The sequence below is a fragment of the Tessaracoccus sp. OH4464_COT-324 genome (assembly GCF_003932855.1).
Classification (GTDB): domain Bacteria; phylum Actinomycetota; class Actinomycetes; order Propionibacteriales; family Propionibacteriaceae; genus Arachnia.
Window position 1 is genome coordinate 36,145 of record NZ_RQYZ01000011.1, and the last position, 16,094, is coordinate 52,238.

Sequence of the window (16,094 nt, forward strand, 5' to 3'; positions counted from 1 at the left end):
AGAGCCAGTGCCCGGCGGCCGCCTCTGCACTGGATGTGCGGAGCGAGATATTGAATGTATCTTCCACCCGATCCGACGCGGCACGGCCCCTGCGTGACTATCGAGACAGGTCCAAGCCGATCGCGACCCCGCATCACGGGTCGCGTCCGCAGATCTCGCCCGCGAACCTCTTCCACCCCCTAGGGGTCCACCGCGTCGGCCCTTGAAGGTGAACCCGTGACGGATTTAGCATCGAAGATGCTAACACATCTGGCGCTACGAAGACCAACGAGAGGATGCGAGATGCTGGTCAGCGAACTTGAAAGTATCAATATCAGTCAGTTCGACCAACTGTCTCAGAGCCACGTCCGGACTGCGAAGAGCCTCGTTGAGCAGTCGGAAGAGATATATGACAGATCGGGGGGTGCCCTGGCCGACAACTGGAAAGACAAGTACGCGGCGGGGGCGCGGGACGAGTTGGAGCGCGAGGCCCGCTCGTGCGAGATCCTCGCGATGGAAGCCAGAGGATCGGTTTCCGTGCTGGACGGCTTCACCGCCGCCATGCGGACCCAGCAGCGGGAGTTGCAACTGACCGTGGCGGAGGCACGGGCGCGCGCCTTCCACGTGAACGACGACGGCACGGTGCGCGCCTACGACCCAACCAAGCAGGCGGAGGCCGACACGTTCACCCCACTGATCCGAACCATCTTGGCCGACGCGGCGCGCATCGACCAGGAGGCGGCAGCACAGCTGAAGCAGCTCGACCAACACGGCGTTGACGTGGACAAGGACGGCGATGTCGACGGGGATGACGTGAACAAAATGCGTAACGAGGTGTTGGACGCCCCGGCCCAGGCCTCTCTCGACCTGATGAAGCAATCCATGCCGCTCAACGCCTCCAAGGAGGAGCAGCACAAGTGGTGGACGAGCCTCACCGAGGAGCAGCGGGAGCAGTTCAAGCGGGCGCTGCCACTCGAGGTGTACAACATGGCCGGCGTGCCCGACGACGTGAAGCGTGATCTCGCGGGCAGCGACGGCTACAACCGCATGAAACTGGTGCAGTACGCTCTGGATAACGCCTACAACAAAGATCTGGACTACTTTGACAACAACTGCACCCACTTCGTTTCCTCGGCCCTTGAAGCCGCCGGCCTGGATTCCAAGGGGTGGCTCACGATCCAGGAAGACGCTTGGGGGCATAACCTGATTTCGCAGTTTGACACCCCAATGCGGACTTGGGGACCCTCGCACACCGACAGTTGGGTGAACGCGGAAGCCAGCCAGAATTTCTTCACCAGGAACGGGGCCGAGGTGGTCGCGCCGGGCAATGTGCGCCCGGGCGACATCATCTACTGGGAGCAGGACGGCCACAACCCCGAGATCGACAAGGGGATGTCCCACCACGCGGCAATCGTCACCGCCGTGACACCCAACGGGGACATCCTCTACACGCAGCACACCAGCTCCCAGGACAACGTGTCGCTCAACGCGCGCCAGCCGTACAACAACATCCGCGAGGGCGACCAAAAAATCGTTATTCTTCGGCCTAAGGAGACCTGGTGAGCACCGCAAACATCGACATGAACTACGGGGGCGTCGCCGCCCTCTCCTCCAAGGTTTCCGGCATCGCTGAGGACTTGGGGCGCACGGCCTCCGAAGCCGCTAAGACTTCCGTATCGTCTCAGGGATTCGCGACGACGGCGGCGTGCAACGAGTTTTCGGCCACCCTGGCGCGGCAGATTCGTCAGGTTGCTACGTGCGTAGACCAAACCGGCGAGAAGCTCGCGGAGACGGCCCAGTCACTGGCGCAGATGGAGGCGGACGCGCAAGGGGCGGTCAACCGCTACTTTGGCGGCGAGACTCGGGCGCTTGTCGAGTGATGAGGTACAGGTGGTTGGCCCCGACCCTGTCGGCGCTCTCGCTCGTCGGGGCTGTCGTGCTGGTGCTCGTCGCCAGTTCGGGCGCGAACGCTACCGTCAGGCAGCGCGCTCAGGCCTGTGACCTGAGCCTCGTCGCGCCGATCTGGGTTCACGTCGCGGGCTGGGCCTCCGCTGCGCTGGCTGTGCTCGGAATTGGGCTGGCCATCTGGCTGGTGGCTACCCGGCGCACCGTGGCCGCGGTCGTCCTGGCGCTGAGCCTGCTGCTGCCCGCCTCGGTGTGGGGCCTCGGCGCGTACTCCCTTCTCAGGGACGTGCCGTCGAAGACGGGGACGAACTGCTCAGGCTGATCCAGCCGCCGCCGCCCGGCCGGGCACGTCGGGCGGCGGTGGCTGGCCTCGCCAGAGCTTCCGCTCTTTTCCGCACCCTGAGTTGCGGTTAATATCTAGCTACGACATCCATGACGGCGCCGCCGTAGCCGCCGCAACCCAAGGAAGGGACACACATGACCAAAGCGGTCCTAAAGATCAACGATGTAGAGGTGGAACTGCCGGTGGTGGAGGCGACCGACGGAAGTAGCGGCCTCAACATCGCGAAAGTGCTGGCTGAGACTGGTTACACCACCCTCGACACTGGATTCGTGAACACCTCCTCCTGCCAGTCCGCGATCACCTACATCGACGGCGGCAAGGGCATTCTTCGTTACCGTGGCTACCCGATCGAGCAGTTGGCGGAGAAGGCTTCCTTCCTTGAGGTGTCCTACCTTCTGCTCCACGGTGAACTGCCGACGCAGCAGCAGCTCGACGACTTCTCGGCCAAAGTCACAAATCGGATGATGCTCGACGAGCGGCTGCGCGAGCTGTTCCGTTCCTTCCCGCGCGGCGGCCACCCAATGATGGTGCTCTCCGCGGGCATCATGGCCCTCGGCGCCTACAACCGCCAATACCTGGACCCGCACGACCCGGAGCACGTCGAGGAGGCGTCGCTGCGTCTGATTGGTTCGATGCCCGCGCTCGCCGCGTCGGCCTACAAGTCGAGCGTGGGCGAACCCTTCCTGTACCCGAAGCGGGGCCTGAGCTATGTCGAGAACTACCTGCGCCTGTCGTTCGGCACCCCGATGGAGGAATACGAGATCTCCGACGCCGCCGTGCGCGCGTTCGAGACGCTGTTCATCCTGCACGCGGATCACGAGCAGAACTGCTCCACCTCCACGGTGCGCATGGTGGGCTCGTCGGACGCCAACCTCTACGCTTCCGTGTCCGCTGGCGTCAACGCGCTGTCCGGTCCGCTGCACGGCGGAGCCAACCAGGCGGTGCTGGAGATGCTGCGCGAGATCCGCGAGCACGGCATGGACATCAAGGACTTCGTCAGCAAGGTGAAGGACAAGCAGTCCGGCGTGCGCCTCATGGGCTTCGGCCACCGGGTGTACAAAAACTACGATCCGCGCGCGAAGATCATCAAGGGCCACGCCGACCGACTGCTGCGCGACTCCGGCAAGAACAATGCGCTGCTGGACATGGCGTTGGAGCTGGAGGCGACCGCGCTGAACGATGAGTACTTCATCGCACGGAAGCTGTACCCGAACGTCGACTTCTACACCGGCCTCATCTACGAGGCCATGGGCTTCCCGGCAACGCACTTCACCGCGCTGTTCGCCCTCGGCCGGCTCCCCGGCTGGATCGCCCAGTGGCAGGAGGAGCACAAGGATCCGGCACGCAAGATTGGCCGCCCACGCCAGGTGTATGTGGGCGCCACCGAGCGCGACTACGTGCCCATCGCTGAACGCTGACTCCCAGCCCCGGGGCCTGCCGCTGGCGGGCCCCGGACGCTTTTCCGGGCTCGGGACGTCTGACCTCCACACGGATGTGCTGACCGGACGGCTTGGTTGACTACCCACGACCCGGGGCATTAGCACAAGGAGGATTTACCGGCCCTGAACCGTTTCGGCCGAGACCACCCGACGACGCTGGCCCGGCGACCGCTGGGCGGCCCGGCCGAGCGGGCCGGTATCTCCTGAGATGATGGGGGCCATGAGGATACTGGTCACCGGCGCGTCGGGTTTCCTCGGCGGGCGCGTCGCTCAACTGCTCGCCGAGAAACACGAGGTGGTGGCCTCCGGGCGCACGTTCTCCCAGCGGCGCCACCTCGCGCTCACAGGGCTGGGCGTCGAGATCCTGCCGGCCGACCTCACCCGCCCCGACGAACTGGCCCGCCTGCTGCGCGGAGTCGACGCGGTGGTTCACTGCGCTGCGCTCTCCACCCTGTGGGGCCGCTGGGCGGACCTCAAACGAACCAACATCGACACCTCCCGCCGCCTAGCCGAGGCCTGCGCCGCCCGCGGCACCCGACTGGTGCACATCAGCTCCCCCAGCATCTACAACCGCGCCGTGCACGAAGACCCCAGCTGGGGAACCCCCGCCCGGCCGGTGCCGGAGACCCTGCCCGTCGGACCGCGCTTCGACAGCGCCTACGCGAGAAGCAAGTGGCTGTCCGAACGCGCCGTCCTCGACGCGCACCCCGACGCCTGCTGCCTTCGCCCACGCGGCATCTACGGCCCCGGGGACTCGGCAATCATGCCGCGCATCGTCGCCGCGCTACGCGCGGGCAGGCTGCCCCGGCTCGTGCCGGGCGACGTGCTGACCGACCTGACCCACGTCGACAATGCCGCCCATGCCGCCCGGCTGGCCGTGGAAAGCACGGTCACCGGACCCGTCAACATCGCCGACGGCGACCCGATCGCCATCTGGGCCAGCATCAATCAGGTGGCGGACGCCTTGGGCGTGCCCCGCCCCAGCCGACGCGTGCCCGCGCCACTCGTCGAAGCCGCGGCGTCCGCAGCCGAGCTCCTCGCCCGCGGACTCGGCCGCTCGGAGCCGAAGCTCACCGCGGCAGGCATCCGCCTCCTCACCCACGGTCTGCGCCTGGACTTGACCCGCGCCCGCGACGAGCTGGGCTACCGCCCCATCAACACCGAAGGCCTGGGTTCGGTGCTCGACGACCTCGCGCCCACCACCCGATTCCCGGCCAAGAGCACATCCACGACGACGGTGCAGCTCGAACACCTGGCGGCCGGCTGGTGCGTGGCCCCGGGCGCGCTGGCGCAGCGCGGCGAAAGTTGGCGCCAACGACGTTTTCCCGCCGGGGTGACGCTCATCCGCCACCCCAAGCGCGGCCTCGTGCTCTTCGACACCGGCTACTCCCGCGCCGCCGTCGAAGCCGTTCGCCGCTGGCCCGCCTGGCTGTACGGGAAGCTGCTGCCGATCCACCTACCACCGGGCGAGGCGCTCGTCGAGCAGCTCCAGGCGCGCGGCGAGGACGCCGCATCCGTCACCGCGATCCTCTGCTCTCACCTGCACCTCGACCACCTCGCGGGGACAGCCGACTTCCCGGACGCGCCGGTCTGGCTCGACCCGGCAGAGATTTCCGCCCTCAGCCGCCACAACGGACTTGCCGCGGTGCGCCACGGCATCGTCCCCGACGTGGTGCCCGCCCGCGAACGACTCCGCCCGCTGGGCTACACCGCAGCCCCGGCCTGGCTGGCCCCCTTCACCCGGGCGATGGACTTCTTCGGCGACGGCAGCCTGTGGGTGGTGCCCTCCCCCGGCCACACCCACGGCTCGGTGAGTGTCGTGGCCCGCACCGCCACTGACAACCGCGACGGCGCCGGGCTCACCCTTATCGCCGGGGATGTCGCGTGGAGCGAGCGGGCGCTGCGTGACGGCCTCGAACCGCACTGGCTCACCCGGCGGATAGTGGCACACAGCCTCCCCGACGCGCGCCGCAGCGCCGCCGCGTGGCGACGTTGGCTCGCCCAGCACCCGAAGGCGAAGGTGGTGGTGTCGCATGACCTCCCGGCCGGCTGACCTCGCGGTGATCGCGGCGGAGGGCATCGCGGCCGCGCGTCGACGGCTCCGTACCCGCGCCGCCGTCGAACGCCGTCAGGATCGTCTCGCCCGCACGCAGATCCCCTGGCTGATCGCGCACTCCGCCTGGACGGCGCGTCGCTTCTCCGACGCGGGGCTGCCTCCCGGGCGGTGGCGGGAGCTACCGCCCGTCGAGAAACCCGACATGATGGGCAACTTCGATCAGCTCAACACGGTCGGGGCCCGGCTCGACGACGTGCTCGCCCTCGCCCGCGAGGCCGAAGCCACCCGCGACTTCACCGGACAGCTCACCACGCGAGGCGGCGAGATCACCGTCGGGCTATCCACCGGCACCTCCGGCACCCAGGGCGCGTTCATCGTCAGCCGCGCCGACCGGCTGCGCTGGGCGGGCAGCGTGCTCGCGGCCATCTTCCGCCCCTTCCCGTGGGCTCTCCAAACACCCCAGCGCGTCGCCTTCTTCCTGCGGGCCGACGGCGGGCTCTATCGCACGGCCGCCTCCCGCCGGGTGAGCATCGACTTCTACGACATCCTCCGCCCCGTCGAGGAGCTGGCGGATCGGCTGACGCGCACGTCGCCGACGGTGATCGTCGGCCCGCCCTCGGTGCTGCGCGCGGTCGCTGACGCCGGCGGTCGAGCCCGGCCGAGCCGGGTGGTCAGCGTCGCCGAGGTGCTGGAGGGGCAGACGGAGGCCTTCCTGGCCGGCTGGTTCGGCGCGCCGGTGATCCAGATCTATCAGGCGACGGAGGGTCTGCTGGGCCTGCCGTGCGCGGCCGGACAGCTGCACCTTGCCGAGGAGCATGTCCACATCGAGGCGGAACCGGTGGGCGAGGGGCTGGTGCGCCCGGTGATCACCGACCTGCGTCGCCGTGCGCAGCCCGTCGTGCGCCACCGGCTCAACGACCTGCTGAAGCTGGGCGACGGCTGCGGCTGCGGCAGCGCCACCCGGAGGATCGTGCGCATCGTCGGCCGCCAGGATGATGCGCTGCTCCTGCCGGGCGCGAACGGCGAGGTGACCATCTGGCCCGATTTCCTGCGCGCCGCGCTCAGCCGGGTGCCCGAGCTGAGGGAGTACCGGCTGATCCAAACCGGACCGGCTGCGCTCTGCGTCGAGGTGGAGCCGTGGCTCGCGGGGCTGCGCGCCACCGTGCGGGACCACGTGCTGGCGGAGTTGGACCGCCACGGTGTGCGCGGCGTCAGTCTGACCGATCGGCCGTGGCAACCGCTCCCGCCCGGCGTTAAACTCCGACGTGTTTTCCGCAACACGAACAAGGAGTGAACAATGCTGAATATGCGGGTTTTGTCCACCGGAAACGCGCTACCTGATCGGGTGGTCACCACCACCGAATTAGCGGCCCGCGCTGGGCTGGATGCCCAGCGGGTGCTGGAGGCCACCGGGGTTGCCGAGCGACGCTGGGTGGCCCCCGACGACGACCCGGTCACCTTTGGCGCCGCGGCCCTTGACCAGGCATTGGCCGCCGCGAATATGGAGATAACCGAGCTGGATGTGCTCATCCACGCCTCCGGCAGTTTTCCGCAGCCCATTCCCGACGGCTCGTCCCACCTGGCGGAGGCCGTCGGGTTCCGTGGGCGACCAGCTTTCTCGGTGCATTCCACGTGCGTCAGCGCGCTCGTCGGCATCCATCAGGCCGCGCTGCTCGTCGCCGCCGGGCAGGCGCGACGGGTGGCGGTGGTCAGCTGCGAGGTGTCCAGCCGGGGCCTGAACCTGGCCGACCCGGAGTCGTCGCTGCTCTTCGGCGACGGCGCGGCGGCGGTGATCGTCGGGGAGGCCGAGCGGCCGGATCAGGGGATCGAACGCTACGTGGCGCAGATGTGGCCCGAGGGCGGCGGGGCAACCGAGATTCGCGCCGGCGGCTACCGGCGCCCGCGCCTCGACGCGCAGTGCCCGCCGGAGGATTTCACGTTCCGAATGAATGGTCGGCGGGCGCTGATGCTGGGCCACAAGCTGGTGCCCCGCCTCCTGGAGGAGTTGCAGCCGGGGCTGTCCAGCGGCCTGGATGGCATCGATCTCGTCATCCCGCACCAGGCGAGCGCGGCCGGGATGAAGCTGCTGCAGCGCTACAACTGGCCCAGCGAACGCATCGAGTCGACGCTCGAACGCCTCGGCAATGTGATCGCGGCCAGCATCCCGCTCACTTTGCATCAGGCGCTGACCACCGGCCGGATCTCCGCGGGCCACCGGGTGCTGTTCGTCGGCACCGGAGCGGGCCTCACCACGACGGGGATGATCGTGCGATGGTGAGGCTCCGGAGGCTGGCGCTGGGCGCGGCGACGGCCATCTTCGCCGCCAGGGCCGCGACGCTGGCCCTCAACTCGGCCGTGATACCCCGCCTGCGGCCCGCGCCACGTCGCGAGGAGCGGCCGAGCGTGTCGATCCTGGTTCCGGCCCGCGACGAGGAGCACAACCTACCCGGGCTGTTGCGGGCGCTCGCCCGGCAGGGTGCCAACGAAGTGATCGTCTTCGACGACGGCCTGAACGGCGCCGGGCTGGCGGAGGCTGACAGCCTGGGTGTCCGGGTGATTTCGTCGGAGCGGCCCGAGGGCTGGATGGGGAAGAACTGGGCCTGCTGGGAACTGGCGCGGGCCGCGTCGGGCGAGATTCTGGTGTTCACCGACGCCGACACCCGCTGGGAGGCGGGCGCCCTGGACGCGATCCTGGAGCTGAAATCACGGCTGGGTGCCGATCTGTTCAGCGTGCTTCCCGGGCTGCGTGAGCTTTCGCCATCGGCGCGGCTGCTGTCGCCGCTGGTGGAGAACATCGTGCTGACGATGGCTCCCTGGCCGCTGCTCAGCTGGGACCGGCTCGGTAAGGGCAGCGCCTCCGGCGCGCTAATCGCGATCGACCGCGCCACCTACGAGGCCTGCGGCGGCCATCGGGCCTTGTCCAACCGCATTCAGGAGGACATCCTGCTGGCCCGCCTGGTGCAGTTCACCCGGGTGCGGGGCAGGCGGGGCCGGTCACGTCTGGCGCTGGGCGGCGATCTGCTGGGGGCCGTCTTCTACCGCACCTACCGCGAGTCGGTCCGGGGACTCGGTAAGTCCGTGGTGGCGACGCACGAAGGTTCCCGTGTCGCTGCTTGCCTGAGCCTGCTGGCCTTCGGGCTGACGCACACGCTGCCGTGGCTGGTACGCGGCTCCCGCTGGGTGTGGGCGCTGCGGGCGGCGAGCCTGCTGGACCGCTCCGTGGTGGCGGTGGCCGCGGGGCGCCGGGCGCCCGCCGACCTGGCGGAGGGCCTGCTGGGGCCGATTACGCCGATCCTGTCGATCCCCGGGGCCGTGGTGGGGCTGCGTCGGGAGCTCAGCTGGAAGGGCCGACGATACCCGCAGTCGGCCGCGAGGCCCGACTCACGCTGAACCGGGCGAAGCGTCCCGGCTCCGCCCGCGCTTTCGCGCCAGGCCTAGCGTGCGGCTCCGCGCAGCAGCACGTCGGTCAGCGCGTCGGCGAAGGCGTCCACGTCGGTCTCCGGGTGTGCGTCTAGGTGGGTGTGCATCGCGTTGATCACGGCCTGGTAGGCCACCGCCATCGCGTGCGCGTCCAGGTCGGGGCGCAGGGAGCCGTCGGCCTTCCCCGCCTCGAACATCTGCTGTAGCCCCAGGGTGATGGGGTCCGCGTCGGCGGGCGTGAGCACCTGGGGGGTGCCGGAGCGGCCCAGGTTGGCGATGATCTGGTCCAGCGCTCTACGGCTGCGGGCCTGGTCAATGCCCACGCGGGCGGTGAGGCGCACGGCTTCGGGCAGCGTCTCGGCCACGGGCCGGGTGAAGTCCAGCTGGCTCGTCACCGCCTCCGCGAGGGCCGCATAGGTGTCGAACACGGTCTGGCGCAGCAGCTCGTCCTTGGTGGTGAAGTGGTAGAGCACGAGCGATTTCGACACTCCCGCCCGCTCCGCTATGCGCGCCACCGAAGCCGCGCGGAAACCCTCGTCGGCGATCACGTCGATGGTGGCCGCCACGATCTGCTTGCGTCTGGCCCGCTCGATGAAGGTTTCATTCACGTACCGACCCTATCCTCAGCAGCACCCGCGGGTGTCGTCTTCCCGACAACCACGTGCCTACCCAGGTGGAGCGCACCAGCAGGTCGTAGGTCACCAGCAGCAGGGCCAGGCTGGGCAGCCAGACCGCCGCCAGCTTCACCACCATCGGCCAGGGGAGGTCGGCGACGAGCAGCTCCAGCCCCAGCAGGGGCAGCAGGTGCAGGAGGTAGATCCAGTACGAGGCGTCGGCCAGGTAGCGCACCCAGGGACGTTCCGCGTCCAGGTGGCGCACCGCGATCCCGGTGAGCGCATACACCCAGCACCAGCCGCCCACCCCGTAGAGCGCCCAGATCAGCGGATGCGGCCAGCCGTCGTGGGCCACTAGGGCGACGCTGCAGGCCACTGCCACCGCGAGGTGGGCGGGCCACTGCCTGGCGAGCCGGGCCAGCCCGTCGGGGGCGGTGGACAGTACCCAGCCCACGAGGAAGGCGCCGCCGTAGCCGACGAGCCCCGCAGGCTCCGGTGTGAGGCCGACGGGTGCCACGATCCCTTGGGTGGTGTCTTGCAGCCACATCGATGCGACGTAGGGTGCGGCGGCGAGCAGCACCCCGCCGGGCAGCAGCATGAGGTGTGCGAGCCGCTGCATGGCCGCTTCGACGGTGTGTGCGCGCCTCAGCAGCGCGACGACGCTGTGAGCCAGCAGCGCGAGCAGCACGCACTCGAACAGCACCCACAGGAACCAGAGGTGCGCGGTGGGGAATCCGCCGCCTTCGGGCGACTGCACCTCCACGCCGCGTCGGGCCGCGTCCTGCACCGCGAAGAAGGCCAGCGGCAGCACCGCGATGGGCCAGAAGGCGAACAGCGGCAGCAGCAGCCTGCGGAATCGGTCCCAGAAGTAGCCCTTCGGGCCGCGACGCCGCAGCGCCCCTCGCCCGAGGTAGCCGGCGAGCATCAGGAACAGAGCCATGCGGAACATGTGGATGGGGCCGATGGCCGCGACCGCCCAGAAGGACTCCCAGCGGTCGTTGACGAGCCACAGCTCGCCGGGCGCGAAGGGCAGCAGCCCATGCAGCACGACGCCGAGCAGGAGGGCGAAGCCACGCAGCGCGTCGAGCCCGTGCACCCGGGAGCTGCTTACCAAACCAAGATTCTTGACCATACAGTCAGTTTACTGTGCAACTGGTCAGGCCGGGAGGTTTTCCCCGAGATTTTCGAAAACCACCCACGCGCCCGGCCACCCCCACCGACGGGCCCCACACGCCGCAGCCCAGCACGACCTCCATACCAGGGCCTAGAGTCGAGGGGTGAGAAGCATCCTGCGAATCCTGTCCGACGCCCGCCAGCTCTGGCCGCTCTACCTGGGGATCGTGCTCTCCGCATTCGCAGCCACCGCAACCACGCTGCTGGCGCCGTTCCTGATCGCCCAAGCCACCGAAACCGTCGTCGCCATGACCTCCGGAGCACGCGACCCGGCGGCACCGCCGCTCGTCTGGCTGGCCATCGGCCTGCTCGCGACGATGCTCACCCACACCGTCGCGACGAACGTGGGCGGCTTCCTCGGCGACCAGATGGCCGCACGCGTGCGCCGCCTGATGTCCCACAACTACTTCGAGAAACTCCTGCGGCTACCGCAGAACTACTTCGACTCCACGCTGACCGGCACGATCATCTCGAAACTGGACCGGTCGATCACCAGCATCACGAACTTCCTGCAGTTCTTCTCCAATGCGCTGTTCACCACGGCGCTGACTGTGCTGGTCACCCTGCTCGTCGCCGGATGGCACTCGCCCTGGCTGGCACTGCTGCTCATCGTCATCTATCCCGTCTTCACCTACCTGACAACGCTCACCAGCCGACGCTGGCAGCGCTACGAGACGCTCAAGAACGAGCATCACGACATCGCCGGCGGCCGTTTCGCCGAGGTGGTGGGACAGGCGAGAGTGGTGAAAAGCTTCACCACCGAGGCGAGCGAACTGGCCCACTTCGACGAGCACTACGATGCAGCAATCCGAATCACGCGACGCCAATCCACCGCCTGGCATTGGATGGATGTGGCCCGCTGCTCCGTGCTCGACCTGGTCTTCTTCGGCATCTACCTATTGATCTTCCTGCTTACCCTAGACGGAAGCTTCACCATCGGATCGATGGTTCTTCTGATCCAGCTGATCCACATCGCCAAGCAGCCGGTCTCCTCAATGAGTTACTACGTTGACTCCATGCAGCGCGCCATCACCGGCAGCCGGGAGTACTTCCGGGTGCTCGACGAGCCCGACGAGCCGCGCAACGCCCTCGCCACCGCAGACCAACCGGAGCCGGCGTGGGCGCAGACCGGACCCGTCGTCGCATTCCGGGACGTGACCTTCGGCTACGACGATGCCCCGGTGATCCACGACTTCAGCCTCGACGTGGCCCCCGGCGAAAGAATAGCGTTCGTCGGCGAGTCCGGCGGCGGTAAATCGACGATCGTGAACCTGCTCATGCGCCTCTACCGCGCAGACTCCGGCGAGATCGAAGTGCTCGGCCAGAACGTCAACGACGTGCCGCTGGGCGCGCTGCGCTCCCAGATCGGGATGGTCTTCCAGGAAGCCAGTCTCTTCTCCGGCACCATCCGCGACAACCTCCGCTACGGCAAACCCGACGCCACCGACGACGAGCTGCGCGCCGCCGCGCGCCGCGCGAACGCGCTGAGCTTCATCCAGCGGCTGCCGGACGGCTTCGACACGGAGATCGGCGAGCGCGGCGTGAAGCTATCCGGCGGGCAGAAGCAGCGGCTCGCCGTCGCGCGGGCCCTGCTGAAGGACGCCCCCATCCTCGTCCTCGACGAGGCCACTAGTGCGCTCGACACTAAGGCGGAGCGCCAAGTACAGGCCGGACTGGAGGAGTTGATGCGCGGCCGGACGGCGCTGATCATCGCGCACCGCCTGTCGACGATCTCCTCCGTCGACCGCATCGTCACGCTGCGCGACGGCCGCATCGACGAGGTGGGCAGCCCCGCCGACCTCGCCCGGACTAACGGCATCTACGCACAACTCCTCGCCCTTCAGGCCACCGACTCCGCTGCGGGACGCAAGATCCTCAAGCGCTTCGGCCTCGTGTCCTGAAGCGAGCACCCAGCGCTCGCCGAGGCATCGGCAGCCCGGGCGCGGCCCGTCCCCGTCCGCCGGGTTAGATGCGCAATCGGCAAAAACGTCGCGCATCGCCCCTGGGACCCGTACCCGTGCGCCAGGTCGGGAGCAACCGAATTGACATGGCGCGTGACGGCTGGTGCTATGACCATGTGCGGGTAGACAAGGGACGTTCCAGGGTGCGGGCAGCCGACGTTGCTGCAGCCGCTGGCGTGTCCACCACCGCCGTGTCCCTCGTCCTCAACGGCCGCGACGCCGGAAACATCTCCGCCAAGACCCGCGCCCACGTCCTCAAAGCAGCCAAGGAGCTCGGGTACCGCCCCGACCACGTCGCGCGGAGCCTCAGGCAACGCAGCACCGCATCCATCGGCCTCGTCACGGACGGGGTCGCTTCGTCGCCCTTCGGTGGTCGCCTGCTCGCCGCCGCCACCGAGACCGCCGAAGCCATCGGCCACGTGCTCCTCGTGATGGACCTCGGCCATCGCACGGGACGCGTCGCGGATGCCATCGCCGACCTCGAACACCGCCAGGTTGACTCCATCATCTACGCCACCATGGGGTTCACCCAGCTGCTGAAGGCCCCCACCTCGCGCATCCCGCTGGTGCTGGCAAACTGCACCTCACCCGATCCCGACACCAGTTCGGTCCGCCCTGACGACGCGGGGGGCGCCGTCGCCGCGTTGCAGCACCTGGCGGATCTCGGGCACCGCGACGTCGTCATGCTAGGCGGCCACCACGAGCCGACCCTGCCGGAGGCCGAGGCAGGGAACGTGTCCGGCCCGATCCGCTGGGCGGCGTTCCGGCAGGCTGCAGCAACACGGGGCGTCGCGGCTCGCCTCCACACGCGGGGCTGGGAGATCGACGAAGGGTATGCCGCGGCCCTCGACGTGCTGGACGTGCCCCCCGATGAGCGACCCACGGCGCTGTTCGCGGTCTGCGACCGGGTCGCGACGGGGGCGCTGCTGGCCGCCACGAAACTGGGCCTCGGCGTCCCCGGTGACCTCTCCATCATCGGCTTCGACGACCAGGAGGCGCTGGCCGAGCGTCTGGTCCCGGCGCTCACCACCATCGCCCTCCCGCACGCGGCGATGGGTGAGGCGGCCGTGCGGCTGGCTCTGGACGCCCCGACCCCGGCGGAGCAGCTGGTGCTGCCCTGTCCTCTGGTGGTCCGGGACTCGACGGCCCCACCGCGCACCGAGCGCTGACTCACGGCACCGAAGCCACCACCTGCCTGATCTCCACCGCCCCCTCGTCCTCGACGGTGAGGGTCCACGGCTCGTCGTGACGCCAGGTCGCCGGGATCCCGTCGGGGCGGTACAGCTCCAGAACCGCGCCGTCAACCCACAGCTCATCCCCGGGCGCGACTGGCACCTCGCCGAGATCCGGGTGTGTCAGCCGCACCCCGTCCCCGACGACCTTCACCAACCAGCGACGATCCGCCAGCAGCGTCTCCCCTGCCCTCACATGCTTGACATCCCCCGTCAGGGCCTCTGCGGCGACCGGGTCGACGCGGCTCACCACCACCCCATCAGCCAGCCCGAGGCGACGCGGCAGCGTGAGGCATCCGGCATGATCCCGAACCGCAGGGTCCTGATCGGCCTCCCTGACCCAGCCCATGAGCAGCGGCTCACCGTCGGCGAGAGTCACCTGGGGTGCATAGAAGTCGGTGCCGTCGTCGAGGGAGTGGACGGACTCGGCGACGAACCGCAGCCCCTCCCCGTCGGGCACGAGGTCCCCAACCGCCGCGATGACCTGACCGAGCACCCCGCGGTCGTGGAGGGAGAGCACCAGCACCCACTTCTCCTGCAGGGGGAACAACTGCGGGCACTCCCAGACATCCGCCGCTCCGGCATCAGAAAGGACCGCATTCCCCGCGACGAGCACCCCGAGGTAGCGCCACGCCAGCTCGTCGGAGCGGTCGAAGAGGAGGACTGCGGGAGACCCGTCACTGAGTCCCGCGCCCAGCACCGCCAACCTGCGCCCCCCATGCTCGAATACGAACGGGTCCCGCATAATGGCGACTCCGTCGTCCCACGGGGTCGCCCCGACGACGACGGGCGGCCCCCACTGATTCAGGTCGGGGCTGCCCCAGCGCAGGCACACCGTCGACTGGCCGGAGGCATCCGCGACCCCTGAGTAGACGACGGCGGGGCGGTCGTGGCCGGGGACGTACACCCCCGACCAGCAGCCGAACGCATCCGGACCACCGGGGGTCGGGGAAAAGGCGACGGGGTGGAGCCGCCAGTGGGCGAGGTCGTCGCTGCTGGCGTGCCCCCAGGCAATCGCCGCATGGGCAGGTGCGGCCGGGTTGTGCTGGAAGAACACATGCCACGCCCCGTCGACGCGGGTCATGCCGTTGGGGTCGTTGAGCCAGCCGTGGACGGGCCGCAGGTGGTAGGAGGTGGTGGGCGCGGTCATGACACTCCTTTCAGCGGTGCGAGCCCGCGGTCAGGCCCTCGCGCAGCGTCCGCTGCCCGAAGACGAAGACGAGGAAAGCGGGGATCATCGAGATGACCACGCCTGCGAGAACCGTCGCCACTGACCCGGTCCCCATGTTGCCTTGCAGCGACACGAGCCCCAGCGGGAGGGTGAAGTTCTGCTCGCTGATGGTGAGGATGAGCGGGCGGAAGAACTCGTTCCAGTGGTAGTTGAACGCGAGGATTCCGACGATGGCCATGCCCGGAGTGGCGAGCGGCGCGTAGATCGAGGAAAAGGTCCGCCATGGGCTCGCACCATCGATCTCGGCGGCCTCCCCCAGCTCGACCGGCAGGCCCATGAAATACTGACGCATCAGGAAGGTGCCGAAAGCCGTGGGGATGGCGGGCAGGATCAGGGCCAGGAGGGTGTCGGCCAGGTTCATGCCCCGGATCAGCATGAAGACCGGGACGATGGTGACCTGCATCGGCACCATCATCGTCGCGAGGATGAGGGCGAACAAGAGGTTCTTGCCCCGGAACTCGAAGCGGGCGAACACGTATCCGGCCATCGCCGAGGACAGCATCTGTCCCACGGCGATGATGACCGTCACCAGCACCGAGTTGAGGATGAGCAGCCACATATCCACCTCCTCGAACACCGCAGGGTAGGAGGAGAGGTCGAGGCTGGTCGGGATGAACGAGCCATCTGCGGACAGGGACTCGGCCGGGGGCCGCATTGACGACAGCACGGTCCAGATCACCGGTGCCAGGGTCAGGAGGCTGGCCAGGGCCAGCACGACGTAGGTTGCGATCTTCTTCATCT

At 68.7% G+C, this 16,094-nt stretch carries 14 protein-coding genes; 10 read left to right on the forward strand and 4 right to left on the reverse strand.

Features of this window, described 5'->3' with window-relative positions; all coding sequences use genetic code 11:
• The first annotated feature begins 282 nt into the window (after nt 1–282).
• The 8 genes from EII42_RS07480 to EII42_RS07515 all read left to right on the forward strand — a co-directional run bounded on the left by EII42_RS07480 (nt 283) and on the right by EII42_RS07515 (nt 9,112).
• Complete coding sequence (locus tag EII42_RS07480; RefSeq protein ID WP_158676436.1) at nt 283–1,542, forward strand: amidase domain-containing protein; 1,260 nt, start codon at nt 283–285, stop codon at nt 1,540–1,542.
• Nucleotides 1,539–1,859, forward strand: coding sequence for a hypothetical protein (locus tag EII42_RS07485; protein ID WP_125171501.1), 321 nt, complete (start codon nt 1,539–1,541; stop codon nt 1,857–1,859). Before EII42_RS07480 ends, EII42_RS07485 begins: the two co-directional genes overlap by 4 nt.
• Complete coding sequence (locus EII42_RS07490) at nt 1,856–2,206, forward strand: hypothetical protein (protein ID WP_125171502.1); 351 nt, start codon at nt 1,856–1,858, stop codon at nt 2,204–2,206. The genes EII42_RS07485 and EII42_RS07490 overlap by 4 nt, the downstream gene beginning before the upstream one ends.
• A gap of 155 nt (nt 2,207–2,361) precedes the next feature.
• On the forward strand, nt 2,362–3,645 hold the full coding sequence (locus EII42_RS07495; protein ID WP_125171503.1) for a citrate synthase: 1,284 nt from the start codon (nt 2,362–2,364) through the stop codon (nt 3,643–3,645).
• 241 nt (nt 3,646–3,886) lie between these two features.
• Nucleotides 3,887–5,719 (forward strand): NAD-dependent epimerase/dehydratase family protein, encoded by a 1,833-nt coding sequence (locus EII42_RS12915; protein ID WP_158676438.1) that lies wholly within the window; start codon nt 3,887–3,889, stop codon nt 5,717–5,719.
• Nucleotides 5,700–7,016 carry a F390 synthetase-related protein gene (locus tag EII42_RS07505; RefSeq protein ID WP_125171504.1) on the forward strand — a complete coding sequence of 439 codons (1,317 nt, stop codon included), beginning with the start codon at nt 5,700–5,702 and terminating at the stop codon, nt 7,014–7,016. The genes EII42_RS12915 and EII42_RS07505 overlap by 20 nt, the downstream gene beginning before the upstream one ends.
• Before the next feature lie 3 nt (nt 7,017–7,019).
• Nucleotides 7,020–8,000 (forward strand): 3-oxoacyl-ACP synthase III family protein, encoded by a 981-nt coding sequence (locus EII42_RS07510; protein ID WP_125171505.1) that lies wholly within the window; start codon nt 7,020–7,022, stop codon nt 7,998–8,000.
• Nucleotides 7,994–9,112, forward strand: coding sequence for a glycosyltransferase family 2 protein (locus EII42_RS07515; protein WP_125171506.1), 1,119 nt, complete (start codon nt 7,994–7,996; stop codon nt 9,110–9,112). Before EII42_RS07510 ends, EII42_RS07515 begins: the two co-directional genes overlap by 7 nt.
• A gap of 44 nt (nt 9,113–9,156) precedes the next feature.
• On the opposite strand, the gene EII42_RS07520 is transcribed toward EII42_RS07515, so the two are convergent.
• Both EII42_RS07520 and EII42_RS07525 read right to left on the reverse strand, forming a co-directional pair.
• Complete coding sequence (locus EII42_RS07520) at nt 9,157–9,750, reverse strand: TetR/AcrR family transcriptional regulator (protein ID WP_125171507.1); 594 nt, start codon at nt 9,748–9,750, stop codon at nt 9,157–9,159.
• Nucleotides 9,743–10,888 carry an acyltransferase family protein gene (locus EII42_RS07525; protein ID WP_125171508.1) on the reverse strand — a complete coding sequence of 382 codons (1,146 nt, stop codon included), beginning with the start codon at nt 10,886–10,888 and terminating at the stop codon, nt 9,743–9,745. Before EII42_RS07525 ends, EII42_RS07520 begins: the two co-directional genes overlap by 8 nt.
• A 145-nt stretch (nt 10,889–11,033) precedes the next feature.
• Here EII42_RS07525 and EII42_RS07530 point away from each other — a divergent pair, with 145 nt between their 5' ends.
• The gene (locus EII42_RS07530; protein ID WP_125171509.1) at nt 11,034–12,830 is read left to right on the forward strand and encodes an ABC transporter ATP-binding protein; all 1,797 of its coding nucleotides are present in this window, start codon (nt 11,034–11,036) and stop codon (nt 12,828–12,830) included.
• Between the two features lie 146 nt (nt 12,831–12,976).
• Entirely contained in the window at nt 12,977–14,059 is a 1,083-nt protein-coding gene (locus EII42_RS07535; RefSeq protein ID WP_125171510.1) for a LacI family DNA-binding transcriptional regulator, read from the forward strand.
• Nucleotide 14,060: 1 nt separating this feature from the next.
• On the opposite strand, the gene EII42_RS07540 is transcribed toward EII42_RS07535, so the two are convergent.
• On the reverse strand, nt 14,061–15,272 hold the full coding sequence (locus EII42_RS07540) for a glycoside hydrolase family 32 protein (RefSeq protein WP_125171511.1): 1,212 nt from the start codon (nt 15,270–15,272) through the stop codon (nt 14,061–14,063).
• Nucleotides 15,273–15,282: 10 nt separating this feature from the next.
• On the reverse strand, nt 15,283–16,092 hold the full coding sequence (locus tag EII42_RS07545; protein WP_125171512.1) for a carbohydrate ABC transporter permease: 810 nt from the start codon (nt 16,090–16,092) through the stop codon (nt 15,283–15,285).
• Nucleotides 16,093–16,094 lie beyond the last annotated feature (2 nt).